This is a genomic window from Streptosporangium lutulentum, from assembly GCF_030811455.1.
GTDB classification, from domain to species: Bacteria; Actinomycetota; Actinomycetes; order Streptosporangiales; family Streptosporangiaceae; genus Streptosporangium; species Streptosporangium lutulentum.
On the sequence record NZ_JAUSQU010000001.1, the window covers coordinates 9,502,845 to 9,517,755 of the forward strand.

At 68.3% G+C, this 14,911-nt stretch carries 14 protein-coding genes; 8 read left to right on the forward strand and 6 right to left on the reverse strand.

Annotation, left to right across the window (positions count from 1 at the left end; genetic code table 11):
• The first annotated feature begins 120 nt into the window (after window positions 1-120).
• The 3 genes from J2853_RS42820 to ftsY all read left to right on the forward strand — a co-directional run bounded on the left by J2853_RS42820 (window position 121) and on the right by ftsY (window position 3,424).
• Window positions 121-1,398 (forward strand): AAA family ATPase, encoded by a 1,278-nt coding sequence (locus J2853_RS42820; RefSeq protein WP_307567391.1) that lies wholly within the window; start codon window positions 121-123, stop codon window positions 1,396-1,398.
• 86 nt (window positions 1,399-1,484) lie between these two features.
• The gene (locus tag J2853_RS42825) at window positions 1,485-2,120 is read left to right on the forward strand and encodes an RloB family protein (protein WP_307567393.1); all 636 of its coding nucleotides are present in this window, start codon (window positions 1,485-1,487) and stop codon (window positions 2,118-2,120) included.
• A 128-nt stretch (window positions 2,121-2,248) separates the two neighbouring features.
• Window positions 2,249-3,424: a signal recognition particle-docking protein FtsY gene (gene ftsY, locus J2853_RS42830; protein ID WP_307567395.1), complete on the forward strand. Its 1,176-nt coding sequence runs from the start codon at window positions 2,249-2,251 to the stop codon at window positions 3,422-3,424.
• Window positions 3,425-3,710: 286 nt separating this feature from the next.
• Here the strand turns inward: ftsY and J2853_RS42835 are convergent, their stop codons facing one another.
• Genes J2853_RS42835 through J2853_RS42845 form a run of 3 tightly spaced genes read right to left on the reverse strand, consistent with a single transcriptional unit; the run spans window position 3,711 to window position 6,627 of the window.
• Window positions 3,711-4,505, reverse strand: a complete 795-nt coding sequence (locus tag J2853_RS42835) for an ABC transporter ATP-binding protein (RefSeq protein ID WP_307567397.1) — start codon at window positions 4,503-4,505, stop codon at window positions 3,711-3,713.
• Complete coding sequence (locus J2853_RS42840) at window positions 4,502-5,578, reverse strand: FecCD family ABC transporter permease (RefSeq protein ID WP_307567400.1); 1,077 nt, start codon at window positions 5,576-5,578, stop codon at window positions 4,502-4,504. The genes J2853_RS42835 and J2853_RS42840 overlap by 4 nt, the downstream gene beginning before the upstream one ends.
• A complete protein-coding gene (locus J2853_RS42845; protein ID WP_307567402.1) occupies window positions 5,575-6,627 on the reverse strand; it encodes a FecCD family ABC transporter permease in 1,053 nt (350 codons plus the stop codon). The genes J2853_RS42840 and J2853_RS42845 overlap by 4 nt, the downstream gene beginning before the upstream one ends.
• A gap of 96 nt (window positions 6,628-6,723) precedes the next feature.
• On the opposite strand from J2853_RS42845, the gene J2853_RS42850 reads away from it, so the two are divergent.
• Entirely contained in the window at window positions 6,724-7,743 is a 1,020-nt protein-coding gene (locus tag J2853_RS42850) for an ABC transporter substrate-binding protein (RefSeq protein ID WP_307567404.1), read from the forward strand.
• Between the two features lie 799 nt (window positions 7,744-8,542).
• Here the strand turns inward: J2853_RS42850 and J2853_RS42855 are convergent.
• Window positions 8,543-9,619 (reverse strand): PLP-dependent cysteine synthase family protein, encoded by a 1,077-nt coding sequence (locus J2853_RS42855; RefSeq protein WP_307567406.1) that lies wholly within the window; start codon window positions 9,617-9,619, stop codon window positions 8,543-8,545.
• A gap of 266 nt (window positions 9,620-9,885) precedes the next feature.
• On the opposite strand from J2853_RS42855, the gene J2853_RS42860 reads away from it, so the two are divergent.
• Window positions 9,886-10,482 (forward strand): sigma-70 family RNA polymerase sigma factor, encoded by a 597-nt coding sequence (locus J2853_RS42860; RefSeq protein ID WP_307567408.1) that lies wholly within the window; start codon window positions 9,886-9,888, stop codon window positions 10,480-10,482.
• Between the two features lie 216 nt (window positions 10,483-10,698).
• On the opposite strand, the gene J2853_RS42865 is transcribed toward J2853_RS42860, so the two are convergent.
• On the reverse strand, window positions 10,699-11,538 hold the full coding sequence (locus J2853_RS42865) for a DMT family transporter (protein WP_307567410.1): 840 nt from the start codon (window positions 11,536-11,538) through the stop codon (window positions 10,699-10,701).
• A 94-nt stretch (window positions 11,539-11,632) separates the two neighbouring features.
• Here J2853_RS42865 and J2853_RS42870 point away from each other — a divergent pair, with 94 nt between their 5' ends.
• Together J2853_RS42870 and J2853_RS42875 are read left to right on the forward strand one after the other, a co-directional pair.
• Window positions 11,633-12,208 (forward strand): helix-turn-helix domain-containing protein, encoded by a 576-nt coding sequence (locus J2853_RS42870; RefSeq protein WP_307567412.1) that lies wholly within the window; start codon window positions 11,633-11,635, stop codon window positions 12,206-12,208.
• Between the two features lie 185 nt (window positions 12,209-12,393).
• Window positions 12,394-13,374, forward strand: a complete 981-nt coding sequence (locus J2853_RS42875; protein WP_307567414.1) for a polysaccharide deacetylase family protein — start codon at window positions 12,394-12,396, stop codon at window positions 13,372-13,374.
• 54 nt (window positions 13,375-13,428) lie between these two features.
• On the opposite strand, the gene J2853_RS42880 is transcribed toward J2853_RS42875, so the two are convergent.
• The gene (locus J2853_RS42880; RefSeq protein ID WP_307567416.1) at window positions 13,429-14,184 is read right to left on the reverse strand and encodes a class I SAM-dependent methyltransferase; all 756 of its coding nucleotides are present in this window, start codon (window positions 14,182-14,184) and stop codon (window positions 13,429-13,431) included.
• A 72-nt stretch (window positions 14,185-14,256) separates the two neighbouring features.
• Between J2853_RS42880 and J2853_RS42885 the strand changes: the two genes are divergently transcribed.
• Window positions 14,257-14,826: a CGNR zinc finger domain-containing protein gene (locus J2853_RS42885; RefSeq protein WP_307567417.1), complete on the forward strand. Its 570-nt coding sequence runs from the start codon at window positions 14,257-14,259 to the stop codon at window positions 14,824-14,826.
• The last annotated feature ends 85 nt before the right edge of the window (window positions 14,827-14,911 follow it).

A 14,911-nucleotide genomic window follows, 5' to 3' on the forward strand; every position in this document is an offset into this window, starting at 1 on the left:
CTCCGCAACGTTGTTTCGGGAGTGGTAACCGGATTCGCTTGAGGATTATCATCGTTGTGATGCGGGATTCTCGCATGGGAGCCCGGAAGACGACCCTCCGGCAACGGTGAAGGAGACAGCATGCTCCTCAGGTTTCGGGTGGCCAATCATCGGTCCCTGCGGGAGGAAGCAGAGCTCTCCCTCGTCGCCACCGAGTTCAACGAGGGCACGGCCCGTTCGACCGGGGTGAAGTCGGAGGGGCGAGAGATCAGCGTTGTCCCACTGATCGGCATCTTCGGAGCCAATGGGTCGGGTAAGAGCAACACCCTGGCGGCGATCAGGGCGATGCGCTCGGCGGTCCGTGGGTCCGTCCTCGAATGGGCGCGAGAGACCGGCGTCCCCCGTGAGCCTTTCGCACTTGATCCGCGCGCTCGCGACGAGACCACACTCTTCGAAGTCGACCTGATCCTCGGCGAGAGTCCGGTCCGCTATACCTATGGCTTCGAGCTCTCCGATGAGCGGGTCGAAGCGGAGTGGTTGCACGCCTACCCTCACGGGCGCAAGCAGGTGTGGTTCGACAGGGAGGCGGATCGTGCCCCCGAGGAAGGCGGCGAGTTCAGGTTTCCCGGTGACGGGCTCAAGGGGGGCAAAGAACAGCTCACCGAGTTCACCCGGGCGAACGCGCTGTTCCTCACCGCCGCCGGGACGTTCAATCATCCTCAGCTCAGCGTTGTGTACCGATGGTTTCTCGACAACTTCTGGCTCGTCACGTCCGGAGACGACATCGTCGAACGGGGTTCTCACACTTGGGGGCTGCTGACGGACGAGAAGAGCGGTCCCAGATTCAGAGAGTGGGTCACAAAGCTGCTGCGAGCCGTGGACCTGGGGGTCACGGGGATGCTGATCGACGCCTCCCTGCCGAGGGATCAGCAGGTCAGGCTTCTCCACCGAGGGGTGGGAAGCACGTCGGTTCCGCTGGATTTCATTACGCAGGAGTCGCTCGGCACCCATGCCTGGTTCGCTTTCCTTGGCCCGGTCTTCGAAGGTCTCGAACGAGGATCGGTGCTGCTCGCCGACGAGCTGGATTCGAGCCTCCACCCCATGCTCGTGGCCGAGGTGATCCGCCTCTTCCAAGATCCTCTGTCCAACCCCCGTGGTGCTCAGCTGATCTTTACCACCCATGCCACGGCGATGCTCGGTACCACGTTGGTCGGCCGTCCCGTCGATCGTGATCAGGTATGGATCACCACCAAACGTAAGACCGGTGAAACGGAGCTTTATCCGTTGATCGACGCCAGGCCGAGAAAGGAAGAGAACCTCGAACGCGGGTATCTCCACGGCCGATACGGCGGGGTGCCCAGAGTGGCACCGGGCGAGGTGGCCCGTGAGGTAGCCCACATCCGGACGGGGACGGAGTGAGCGGACGGCGACGCAAGGGATCCGAGATCGGGCGGCCTCTTCACCGTGGCCCAAGCCCTGTTCGGCGAGGTAACCGGGTCTTCTATGTGGCTGTCGAGGGAGAGGTCACAGAACCCGACTACCTGGCGTACCTCAACAAGGAATTCGGTGAGGATCACGATTTCTTCATCCACACGCTTTCGGTGGGTAACGGGTTGAAGCCGCTGCCCTGCGTCGAGAAGGTGCTGGAGTACGAGAGTGAGGTGCGTGACCATGAGATCCGTTATCCCGAAGACGATGCCAGGAAACCACAGCTCTGGGCGGTTTTCGATCGTGATCAGCACCATGGCATTCCGGAGGCGATGAAGAGGGCTCGGAAGAGCGATGTGCGGATCGCCTTCTCACATCCCTCTTTTGATCTCTGGCTTCTCCTCCATTTTCAGGACTTTTCCGGGGCCCAGAATGGTTCCAGCGCCATCGTTCACGAGAAGCTTCGGTCCCAGCCTGCTTTCCGGCGCTTCGCCGCGACCAACGCGGCCGAGGACAAGGCGATCAAGGATGACCGAGTGGAGGCTCTGAAGGAGAGACATGGCGCCGCCAGGAGCCGAGCCAGGAAGATGGCAGACGACTGTTCCGCCTCATCCTGTTCCACGGCGACAGGTCATGCCCAACACTGTGATCCTCTTAATCGCGACCCGTCCACCGACGTGTGGAAGCTTCTCGCCGAACTTGGGATCTTGTAAACGGGCACTGTGAGTGCGGCCGGCGTATTCGTACGACCCGGGATCGACTGCCTCTCCGGTATGTTCACCGCTGGTTGATGAGGTATCGGGGTCGGAGCATTCCGGGGCGTCTGGAAAACTGTGGTCTTGTGGAAGCCTATCTCGGCATAATCGCGATCATCGTCGCCGTCGCCCTGCTCGCGGTGGGCGGCGTGTTCCTGCTGTTCAGATCGGGAGGCAGGCAGGCCCCGCCGGTCGAGCCTCCCAAGGCGCCGCCGCTCCCCGGGGAGCAGAGGCCGGCCGGGACCGTCACCAAGGATGACGACGCGGCGACGACCACCGTCCCGCCGCCGGCGAAGCCGGTCGAGCCCGTGGTCGTCACTCCCCAGATCGAGGTTCCGCCGCCGTCCGCAGGCCGGATGGTACGGCTCCGCACCCGGCTGGCCCGGTCACAGAGCACCCTCGGCAAGGGACTCCTGGAACTCCTGTCCCGCGACCGTCTCGACGACGACGCCTGGGACGAGATCGAGGAGACCTTGATCACCGCCGACGTCGGCGTCGCGCCCACCCGGACGATGGTCGAGGAGCTGCGGACACGCGTGAAGATCCTGGGCAGCCGGACGCCCGCGGAGGCGCGCGCCCTGCTCAAGGAGCAGTTGCTCGTCCAGATCGGCGCGGACATGGACCGCACCCTGCACGTCACGCCGCACGGTGAGCGTCCGGCCGTGGTCCTCGTGGTCGGCGTCAACGGCACGGGCAAGACCACCACCACCGGCAAGCTGGCCAGATCCCTCATCGGCGACGGCAACACGGTCGTGCTCGGCGCGGCCGACACCTTCCGCGCCGCCGCCGCCGACCAGCTCCAGACCTGGGGAGACCGGGTCGGCGCACAGGTCGTGCGCGGTCCGGAGGGAGGCGACCCCGCCTCGGTCGCCTTCGACGCCGTGGCCAAGGGAGTCCAGGACAAGGTCGACGTGGTGATCGTCGACACCGCCGGCCGGCTGCACACCAAGACCGGTCTGATGGACGAGCTCGGCAAGGTCAAGCGCGTCATCGAGAAGAAGGCCGCGGTCGACGAGGTCCTGCTCGTTCTCGACGCCACCACGGGCCAGAACGGCATGCGCCAGGCCCAGGTGTTCGCCGAGGTCGTCAACATCACCGGCATCGCCCTGACCAAGCTCGACGGCACCGCCAAGGGCGGCATCATCATCTCCGTCCAGCGCGAGCTGGGCGTTCCGGTCAAGCTCGTCGGCCTCGGAGAAGGGCCCGACGACCTGGCCCCGTTCGATCCCGAGGTCTTCGTCGAGGCCCTCCTCGGAGACTGAGCTCCGGGCCTCCGCGACGCCGTGGGGGCGGCGCGGGGGAACGGGGGAGCGGCCGTGAGGCGACGGCCGGACCGGCGGGGGCCTGAGACGGCTCGCGACCCGGTCCGGCGCCGGCTGGGGCCGGGTGGGGCCGTGGTTCGGTCCCGTGCGGAAACCGGCCGTGGCCCGGCATAAAAACGGGTCGTGGCCCGGTCTGAGACGGGTCGTGGTCCGGTCCGGCATGAGACGGGGCCCGGTACGAGACGGGTCGTAGCCCGGCCCGGCATGAGACGGGCCGTGGTCCAGGTCAGGGCCGGGGGTGGGCCAGGGTGCCGATGGGGATGACCAGCGGGGTGCCCGCCACCGGATCTTCGATGACCTTGGCGTTCAGCTCGAAGACCTCCGCCAGCAGTCCCTCGGTAAGGACGTCGGACGGGGTTCCCGAGGCGACGACCCTGCCGTCGCGCATGGCGACCAGGCGGTCGGCGTAGCGGGCGGCGAGGTTCAGGTCGTGCAGGACCATCACCACGGTCCGGCCGAGCTCGTGGTGGAGTCTGCGGACCAGCTCCAGGACCTCGATCTGATGGGCCAGGTCGAGGAAGGTCGTCGGCTCGTCGAGCAGCAGCAGGTCGGTGCCCTGGGCGAGGGCCATCGAGATCCACGCGCGCTGCCGCTGCCCGCCCGACAGCTCGTCCAGCGGCCTTTCGCCCAGGTCCAGCAGACCTGTCATGGACAGGGCCTCGCTGACCGCCGACTCGTCGTCGGACGACCACTGCCGGTACCAGGTCTGGTGCGGATGACGTCCCCTGGCCACGAGGTCGGCCACGGTCAGCCCCTCCGGTGCCGTCGGTGCCTGGGGCAGCACGCCCAGGATCCTGGCGACCTCCTTGGTGGGCATTCTGTCGATGCGCTTGCCGTCCAGCAGCACCTCGCCGCCCGACGGCTTGAGCAGCCGTCCCAGGGCGCGGAGCAGCGTGGACTTGCCGCATCCGTTCGGTCCGATGATCGTTGTCACCGTTCCGGCCTCGATGCCGAGGTCGAGGCCGTCGACGATGATCCGGTCGCCGTACCCGAGCTTGAGGTCAACGGCCTGCAGTCTCAAGATCGTGCCTCTCTGCGCACACGGATGAGGAGATAGATCAGATAGGGGGCGCCGAGGACCGCGGTGACCACGCCCACCGGCAGCTCGACGGGACTGAACAGGGTTCGCGAGACCAGGTCGGCGGCGGTGGTCAGGGTGGCTCCGACCAGGGCCGAGACGACCAGCGGGGGTTGTGCCACCCCCGCCAGGCGTAGCGCGATCTGCGGGGCGGCCAGGGCCACGAACGCGATGGGCCCGGCCGAGGCGGTCGCCGTCGCCGCGAGCAGGACGGCCGCGAGGATCATCAGGCCCCTGGCGAGGTTCATCCGCACGCCCAGACCGGTCACGGTGTCGTCGCCGAAGCGCAGCGCGCCGAGCGAGCGGGTGCCGAGCAGGGTCAGCGGGATGAGGACGGCGAGCGCCAGCGTGACCGGGACCACGTGTTCCCAGCCCCGGCCGTTCAGCGAGCCGGTGATCCAGACCATGGCCTTGCCGGTGTCGGTGACGTCCCCGACGGTCAGCAGCCAGTACTTGACGTTGGTGCAGACGGCGGAGACGCCGATGCCCACCAGCACCAGGCGGTAGCCGTCCATGCCCCGGCGCCAGGCCAGCAGGTAGACGGTCAGCGCCCCGATCAGCCCGCCGAGCAGGGCCGCCAGAGGTACGCCCACCCCGGCCAGGGCGCCGCTGACCCCGCCCCCGGTGCTTCCCGCCATCACGGTGATCGCGACCACGGTCACGCTGGCACCGGTGGTGACGCCGAGGATGTCGGGGCTGGCCAGCGGGTTGCGGGCGATGGCCTGGGTGATCGCTCCTGCCAGGGCGAGCGCCGCGCCGACGAGGGCGCCGGTCAGCGCGCGGGGAAGGCGGAGCTCCATGACGACGAAGTGGTTGGAGCCGCCACCGGTGATCGCCTGGAACACCTCGGGGACGCTCATCGGGATGTCGCCGATGCGCATGGTGAGCGCCATCAGCAGCACCACGGAGGCCAGCAGGATCAGGGCCACGACGGCGGAGCGCAGGCGGAGCAGCCAGGAGGCGGGGCCGATCCGCAGCGACCGCCCGTACACGAGCCTTTCCGGGGAGGACGTCACAGTCGGACCGGCTTTCTCCGTCGGACCAGGGTGATGAAGAACGGCGCGCCGACGAGGGCGAGCACGACGCCGACCTCAAGCTCGCCCGGGCGCGCCACCACCCGGCCGATCACGTCCGTGAGGAGGAGGGCGGCGGCGCCGATCAGGCCGGAGTACGGCAGCAGCCAGCGGTGGTCGGGGCCGGACAGCGGGCGGGCCAGGTGCGGGACGATCAGCCCGAGAAAGGACAGCGCGCCGCAGGCCGCCACGGAGGCCCCGCTGAGCAGCGTGATGGCGGCGATGCCGGTGACGCGGGTCAGGGTGACGTTCTGGCCGAGGGCGCGGGCGACGTCCTCGCCGAGGGAGAGCGCGTTGAGGCCGGGCGCGTTGATCAGAGCCAGGAGCAGGCCGGCGGCGATGAACGGAAGCACCTGCCAGGCGACGTCGGCGCCCCTGGTCGCGATCGAGCCCGACTGCCAGAACCGGAAGACGTCCATGGCCTGCTCGTCCATGAGGATCATGGCCGAGGTGAGCGCGTAGAGGAAGGCGCTGACCGCGGTGCCCGCGAGGGCCAGGGTCACCGGCGTGGGGCTGCTCCGGCCACCGGCCATGCCGAGGGCGAAGACCCCCGCGCTGGCGAGGAGGGCTCCGGCCATGCCGAACCAGATGTAGCCGTAAAGGCTGGTGACACCGAGCACCATGATGCTGAGGACCATCGCGAACCCCGCGCCCTGGGTGACGCCGAGCAGTCCCGGGTCCGCCAGCGGGTTGCGGGTGTGGCCCTGCATGAGGGCTCCCGCGACGCCGAGCGCGACTCCGGCCAGGACGCCGATGGCGGTCCTGGGGATGCGCAGCGACCGGACGATGATGTCGTTCTCGGTGCCGGTCGGGGTGGTCAGTGCGTGCCAGACCTCGGCCGGGGGGACGGATTTCGCGCCTATCGCGATGCTGAGCGCGACTGTCACGACGAGGGCCGCGAGCAGTCCCGACAGCACGAGCAGGCGATGCCGGCGAACCGCCCGGACGGCCCTGCCGGAAAACGACGTCCGCGTGGTTACCGCGGTACTCACCCGCGCTCCTCTCGGTTGCCGGATTCGGCATGAGTATGCCAGTTTAGGTATAGCTAAGCTAAATTAGGTTTGCCTAACATGGTGAGAGGTTGTCAGATGAGAGTGTTGCGTGCCCTGGCTGTCGGCATGGCGGGAGCCGTACTCTCCCTTGGCCTTACCGCCTGTTCCTCCAGCACCTCCGGCACGACCGCGGAGGTTTCCGGCCCGTCCGGGGCGTCCTCGGCTCCGGCGGCGAGCGACGCGGCGGCGTTTCCTCGCACGGTGAAGCATGCCATGGGGGAGACGGTGATCCCCACACGCCCCATGCGGGTCGTGGCTCTTGACCAGAGCTTCGTCGACGGGGTGCTGACGCTGGAGACGGACGTCGTCGGTTACACCACCTACCGGTCGATCGAGGAGAAGCTTCCCGACTATCTGAGCGCGGTCATCGACCACGCCAAGGACGCGAAATCGGTCGGGACCCTGGAGCAGCCGAGTCTGGAGCAGATCGTCGCGCTCAAGCCCGATCTGATCGTCTCCGCGAAGGTCCGTCACGAGGCGCTGTACGACAAGCTGTCGCAGATCGCGCCGACGGTGTTCAGCGAGACCACGGGCGCCATCTGGAAGGAGAACCTCAGACTCATGGGCCAGGCCCTGGGCAAGGAGGATCTCGCCGAGCAGAAGATCAAGGCCTATCAGGATCGGGCCGCCGCGATCGGCGCGTCCATCAAGGCCAAGGACGGCAAGATGCCCACGGTCTCCATCGTCCGCTTCGCCGGTGAGCCGACCGTCCGCCTCTACGTGGAGAACTCCTACTCCGGCCTGGTGCTGAAGGACGTCGGTTTCCCGCGTCCGGAGGACCAGCCGACCGTCACCGACTCCATCCTGGTGGAGGTCAGCCAGGAGAACATCTCCCAGCTCGACGCCGAGCACATCTTCGTCGCGGCCTACGACGATCCGACGGTCGGGCCGATCAAGGAGAAGTTCGAGGCCAACCCGCTCTGGGGCAAGCTCAAGGGCGTCAAGCACGACGTCTCCGACGTCACCTGGATGACCGCCGTCGGCATCCAGGGCGCTCACTCCATCCTCGACGACCTCGCCAAGACGTTCGAGGTCGACCCGGCGAAGGCCGTCTGACGGACGACGTGGACGGCGGGCCCGGTGTTCTCACGAGGACGCCGGGCTTTTTGCCGCACCGGATTCCTTTCCGGCGACCCGGGTATCGGCGCCGACCGGCACCGATACCAAACCGAGTTTTCGGCTTCTGATGGAGAATCGGTCATAGCGGACTAAAGTCAGGGGCATGGTGACTCACCGCTCAGCGGTTCTGCCGACAGACCCGGAAGCCCCTGGTACGTGCCTGTGCGGGCATCCGGCTGATTTCATTATTCAGACCTCGTGGTTCTCCGGCCGACGCTCCCTCGACCCCGTTTGCGAACCCCATGTCTCCGCGGTGGTGGACGCCATCGCCAAGAAGAACGCGCAGAGGGACGGCCGGTCCTGAGGGGCCGGGGGCGCCTGCCGTACCGACCGAATCGCCGTCACCCGCCACCTCGGCCGAGTGGTCGCCGCTCGCCGTCCTGACCGGACCGCCTTCACCTGCCCGCGTCGTCACCCTTGGCCGCTTCCGGGAAGACCTCCCGTCGCGGCCGGGTCGCGGGCCGAGGCCGCCCTTCGGGCGAAACACGCGCCACCCGCGGATCACGCACGGTCCGCCGCGAAACCGTCCGCACCGATACGCGTTTTTAGTGATATGTCCTAATTTGCGTCGAACGCGATATTAATCGGTCGCTTCACATCCCGCTTAATATGGTCCGCATTCGGCCCTGGCGGCGCGGTCGACTATTTTGACCGACGGTGGACGTTTTGTCGTAAAAACGGCTCGCCGACCGACCGTCGTCTGCCCGATCGCGGAGGCCGCGATCGGGCGCGGACCTCAGTTGTGAGCGAGGAACGACCTCAGCTCTCGCAGGTGCGGGGCGATGTCGATCTCACGGTTCGCCAGCCAGGCGTCGTCGCCGTAGGTGCCGCGGTATCGCTCGCCGCCGTCGCAGATCAGGGTGACGACACTGCCCTGCTCGCCCGCCTCTCGCATCTCCCGCAGGATCTGTACGGCCGCCGCCACGTTGGTGCCGGTGGATCCGCCGACGTCGAGACCGGTGACCTCGCGGACCCAGCGCATGGCGGCGATGGACCGGGCGTCGGGGACCTGGATCATGCGGTCGATCACCGAGGGCATGAAGGACGGCTCGACGCGGGGGCGTCCGATGCCCTCGATGCCCGAGCCCGGGGCGGTGACGGTGTCGTCGCCGGAGCACCAGGAGGGGTAGAAGGCGGAGCCCTCGGGGTCGACCACGGCCAGGCGGGTGTCGTAACGGCGGTAGCGGATGTAGCGGCCGATGGTGGAGGAGGTGCCGCCGGTGCCGGCGCCGACCACGATCCAGGTGGGCTCGGGGTGGAGCTCCATCTCCATCTGGCTGAAGATGCTCTCGGCGATGTTGTTGTTGCCGCGCCAGTCGGTGGCCCGCTCGGCGTAGGTGAACTGGTCCATGAAGTGGCCGCCGGTCTCGTCGGCCAACCGGCGGGACTCCTCGTAGATCGCGCCGGGATCATCCACGAGGTGACATTTGCCACCGTAGAACTCGATCAGCGAGATCTTCTCGGGCGAGGTCGATGCGGGCATCACCGCGATGAACGGCAGGTCGAGCAGGCGTGCGAAGTAGGCCTCGCTCACCGCGGTGGAGCCGCTGGAGGCCTCCACGACCGTGGTGGTGGGGCCGATCCAGCCGTTGGCGAGGCCGTACAGGAAAAGAGAACGCGCGAGCCGGTGTTTGAGTGAACCGGTGGGATGGACTGACTCGTCTTTCAAGTAGAGGTTTACCCCCCAGCGCATGGGAAGCGGGAAGACGTGAAGATGGGTGTCGCAGCTCCGGTGGGCATCGGCTTCGACTCGGCGGATGGCCTCTGCCACCCAGAGACGGGTCTTGGGGTCGTGTCGGTCCACGTAGTCCATGACCTTAAAGGTATCTCCAAGCGGGGTTATGTGATAATAGACACATGTTCGTCCGAATTGCCAGGGCGATGTTACGATACTGAGACTTGTCCGGCTGTAGGGCGTGTCGCACCCGCTATCAGCGCAGCCACCGACGGATCCCCTGATCAGGCAGAGCTCTTAACGGCCCCTTTACCAGGTGCCTGCGAGCATGAGACCCGCCATCAGCAGGGGTACGTCGTACCTGTGTCGGACGGCAATGGGGGGAACAGCGCGAGGGGGATGACATGATCACGATGACCAAAGAGCAACGCCAGGATTGGTTCGAGCGTGACGTCGTGCCGGTCACCAACCAGCTCTATGCGTCCGCGATGCGTTTGACCCGTAACTCCGCCGATGCCGAGGACCTTGTCCAGGAGACCGTGGCCAAGGCGTTCACGTCCTACCACCAGTTCCGTGAGGGCACCAACCTCAAGGCGTGGCTGCACCGGATCCTCACCAACAACTTCATCAACGACTACCGCAAGAAACAGCGGTCGCCCAAGCTCTCGGCCACCGAGGAGATCGAGGACTGGCAGCTCGCCGCCGCCGAGTCCCACATGTCCACCGGCCTCAAGTCCGCGGAGACCGAGGCGCTTGAGCAACTGCCCGACAGCGCGGTGATGGACGCCCTGCGTGCCCTGCCGGAGGATTTCCGGGTGGCCGTCTACCTGGCCGACGTCGAGGGCTTCGCCTACAAGGAGATCGCCGAGCGGATGGGCACCCCCATCGGCACCGTCATGTCCCGCCTGCACCGGGGCCGCCGCCAGCTCCGGGGCATGCTGGAGAGCTACGCCCTGGAAGAGGGCGGGCTCCGTCTTACTCCCCAGCACCAGGCCGCCTGACCCTTTCCTTGGACAGGGCCGATCCCCAACCCCTTCTCCCCGTCATCTGATCTTCCAGACGGCTCGTGCCTGCCACAGGCACGGGCCGTCTGATCACGTGACCTCACGGAACCCGCGGGGCCGTGCTCGGCTGTGCGGGCCGGGGTCCGCCGTACGGAGCCGGGCCTGTCGCGCGGAGCCATGGGAGCCGGGCATCGGCTCGCGGCCGCCGGATCCTCAGCTCGCGGCTATCAGCGCGACCGCGGCGAGGGTGAAGCCGATGCCCACCACCTGGACCGTGTTGAGCCGTTCTCCGAGCACGTAACGGGCCAGCAGCAGGGTGCTCGCCGGATAGAGCGAGACCAGGACGGCGACGAGACTCAGCAGGCCGCGCTGCTGGGCGAACACGAAGAGCACATTGGCGATCATGTCGAGGGCTCCGGCCACGACGATGATGTGGCAGGCGCCGGGTCCCGGACGCAGGGTGCGGCCGGTGAACAGGGCCAGCAGGGCGATGAGGGTGATCGAGGCCAGGCGCGCGCCGAACAGCGGCCATATGCCACCGCCCTCGGGGGCCTGCGAGATCAGGATGAAGAAGCCGCCGAAACCGGCGCCCGCGGCGAGCGAGGTCAGGACCGAGCCGTAGCTCCGCCCGGCCGTCGCCGCGGGGGAGGAGCCGCGGCTCACCAGCAGCACCGCGAGCAGTGCGAGCACCACGCCGCCCAGCGCGACCGGCTCCGGCCGCTCCCCGGTGGCCAGTCCGAACAGCACCGGCAGAATGGCCGAGGCGGTCGCGGTGAGAGGGGCGACGACCGACATGACGCCGGTGGCGAGCGCCCGGTAGAACAGCACCAGCGCCACGGAGCCGGACACCCCCGCGGCCATGCCCCAGGCCAGGGTCTTGATCGTGGGGGTTCCGGGCAGGAACGGCAGCAGCGCGACGACCATGACCAGGCCGGCCGTCTGGGAGAGCACCACCACCGCGAGCACTCGTGATCGGCGGGTGGCCAGGCCTCCGAAGAAGTCGGCCGTGCCGTACACCACCGCGCATACCGTTGCCAGCACCACAGCCGTCATCGTTGCCTCGGTTCAATGAGTTGTACTTTCAGTGCAACCTATTACTACACAGAGAGTGCAATGCAATGCAAATCAAGTTCACTACACTGAACTCATGGACCCAGAGACGATCACCGCCGCGGTCGCCAACAACGTGCGGGCTCAGCGGGCGCACCGGCAGATGACGCTCGATGAGCTCGCCGCGCGTTCCGGGGTGAGCAGGGGCATGCTCGTCCAGGTCGAGCAGGGAAGGACCAATCCGAGCATCAACACGCTCACCCGCATCGCCGACGCGCTCGGGGTGACGGTCGCGCGGATGGTCGAGGTCTCCGACACCCCCGTGGTCCGGGTGGTCCACTCCACCGATGTGGTCGTCTTCCCGCACGGCAAGGCGAGCACGGCCCGGCTGCTGGTCGGCACGGACGCGCCCGCGATCCTGGAACTGTGGGACTGGCGGCTGGCCCCGGGCGATCACCACGACGGCGACGCCCACCCCCCGGGCACCCGCGAGATGCTGACCGTGCTGGAGGGGCGGCTCACCCTCTCGGTGTACGGCGGCAGCCACGTCCTGGAGGTGGACGACGCCGTCGTGTTCAGCGCGGACCGCCCGCACAAGTACGCCAATCACGGGGACGTCCCGCTGCGGTTCACGATGGTCGTGACCGAACCCCGGGAGACGCCCGACCGGTAGCGCCCCGCGCCGATCCGGCGAGGCCGGGAGGCATCGTCCTCCGGATGCGGATTTCATCGAATGCGCCGTTCGAATGGCGCGTCGGCACGCCCGTCCGCTGACCGATGTCCCATCCTGTTGGAATGCCAGGCCAAGATCTTGTGGGGGCAGGCGGCCGAGGACCGTCCCCCGCATCGCTTCCGGGGATGAGCGTGCGGCTGTGGATCGCCGCGGTGTCGCTGCTGTTCGCGGCCGGAGGATGCGCCCCTCCGGCCGGCCTGGTGACGAACACGGGCGGGCCGGCGGGCGCCGCCCCGACCGGGATCGTGCACGTCGCGACCGAGTCGGATGCGGACGGCTCCACCGCGCCCCGGCATGGGGCCGGGTCCGTCACGAGGGGGTCCACGGCGATCGACCCCGCCGAGCCCGGACCCGTCCCGCCCGCGGCGGGTGCTCCCCGGCCTGCCACGCCGGACGGGGGCCTGCCTGTCCCGTTCCCGCTGCGCCCGCTGGACTGCAGGCGGATCAGATGTGTGGCGCTGACCTTCGACGACGGGCCGGGCCCGTACACCGGGACGTTGCTCGACGTCCTCGCCAGATACCAGGCCAGGGCGACCTTCTTCGTGCTCGGCCGGATGGTGACGAAGGACCACGAGGGCAGCCTTCGCCGGATGGTGGCGGAGGGACACGAACTGGGCAACCACACCTGGGACCACCGCGATCTCGTCGGGCTGCCGGAAGCCGAGGTCAGCCGTCAGCTACGCCGTACCCAGGAGGTCGTCCGCCACGTGACCGGGGTCGAGATGACCCTCATGCGCCCGCCGTACGGTTCCACCGACACCCGGGTGACCGCCGTGAGCCGCCACGAGGGGCTCGCCCAGGTGCTGTGGAACGTCGACACCGCCGACTGGCGCGACCGCAAGGCCTCGATCGTCACGGAACGCGCGGTGGACATCGAACCGGGTTCCATCGTGCTCATGCATGACATCTACCCCTCGACGATCCTGGCCGTTCCCCGGCTGCTGAACGAGCTCGTCGCCAAGGGCTACACGTTCGTGACGCTCTCGGAGCTGTACGGCGGGCCGCTGACCGGGGGGCCGGTGAGAAGCCTGGACATCCCCGGCGAGGCGATGGCCCGGCTGAAGGCGCTCGACTCTCCGGCTCACGGCCATCGGGGGCACTCATGAGCCCGGGATCGCCGTCCGTGCGGAGCCCCGCTCCGTGACCGGTCGCGGGGCGGATCAGTGGCGGACGGCACAGAGGAGACGGTTGTCGCCGCGCTGCCAGAGAGTGCCGACCTCGGTGAAGCCGGCGGCGCGCAGGGCGTCGACGTGCGCGGAGAGCAGGGGAGACTCCGAGCCGTGGTGGTCGGCGCCCGCGGTGGTGCGCGCGGCGTGGAGTTCGGTGAAGGCGGGGTCGGCGGCGACGGCGTCCCACCACTGACGCCAGTTCTCGGGGCGGTCGCCGGCGAACGCGCGCTCGGTCTCCCGGTCGTGGACGGCGCGTTCGAGGTGGGCGATGGCCGGCGTGGTGTCGTCGGTCTCCATGTGGTCGCCGTTGAGCAGGAGCCCGCCCGGCCGCAGCACGGTCGCCAGCTCGGCGTACACCCGCTGAAGATCCGGTCCGGAGATCCAGTGCAGCGCGGTGGTGCTCACCGCGACGTCGGCCGGCCTGTCCAGCCCCAGGGACTCGGTCCATCCGGGGGTGCGCAGATCGAGCGGGACGAACCTGAGGTGAGGGTAGGCGGCCACGCCGAGGCCGAGCAGCAGCGGATCCGCGTCGACCGAGATCACCGTCGCCTTGGGCAGCCGCTCCAGGAGGCGGGCGGACAGCGAGCCCGGCCCGCAGCCGAGGTCGACGACCAGCGGATCGGGACGGCCCGACGCCTCGACGGCGTCGATCAACGCGGTGAAGCGCTCCTCGCGGTCGGGCAGGTAGCCCTCCTGCTGGCGGTCCCAGCGCGTGATCCACTCAAGTGCGGCATCGTGGGTGAGCACAATCGTCTCCTTGTAACTGTCGTTTAAGCTTGTGACGGTCACAAACTAAAACACGAGGATGTAACTGGTCAAGTGGATTTCAACAGTCACGCTGATGTGATCGTCCGGGTGGCGATGGGGTTGGTCAACGAACTGACCCCCGGAGAGAGGCGGGGCAAGGACTTCCCGCCGCCGCGCGATCTCACCGCCGCCGCCACGGAGGGGCTGCGTACCGGTTACCCGAATCACCGCGAGGTCACCGAGGCGGAGGCCGGGGAACTCAACGAGATCGCGGAGCGGCTGCGCGTGGTCTTCGCCGCCGTCGCGGCGGGAGACGTCGACGCCGCCGCCCAGCAGGTCAACGCCCTCCTTGAGGAGACCCGCGCCCGGCCGCTGCTCGACCGGCACGACGGAGAGCCGTGGCACCTGCACTTCCACGGCCCCGGCGGCACCATGGCCGGCGACTGGGCGGCGAGCTGCGCCACCGGGCTCGCGATCGTGCTGGGGAGCGAGTTCCACGATCGTCTCGGCGTGTGTACGGCGCCGCACTGCGATCGGGTCTACGTGGACGTCTCCCGCAACGGCACCCGCCGGTTCTGCGGCACCGCCTGCCAGAACCGCGTCAAGACCGCGGCCTTCCGCGCCAGGGGCAAGGCCGGGTGAGGGCCCGGAACGGGCGGCCGATGACCTGAATGGCTGAGGCCGTGAACCTTCCAGCCCTGTTCTCCGACTGTTCCGGTGAGGAGGC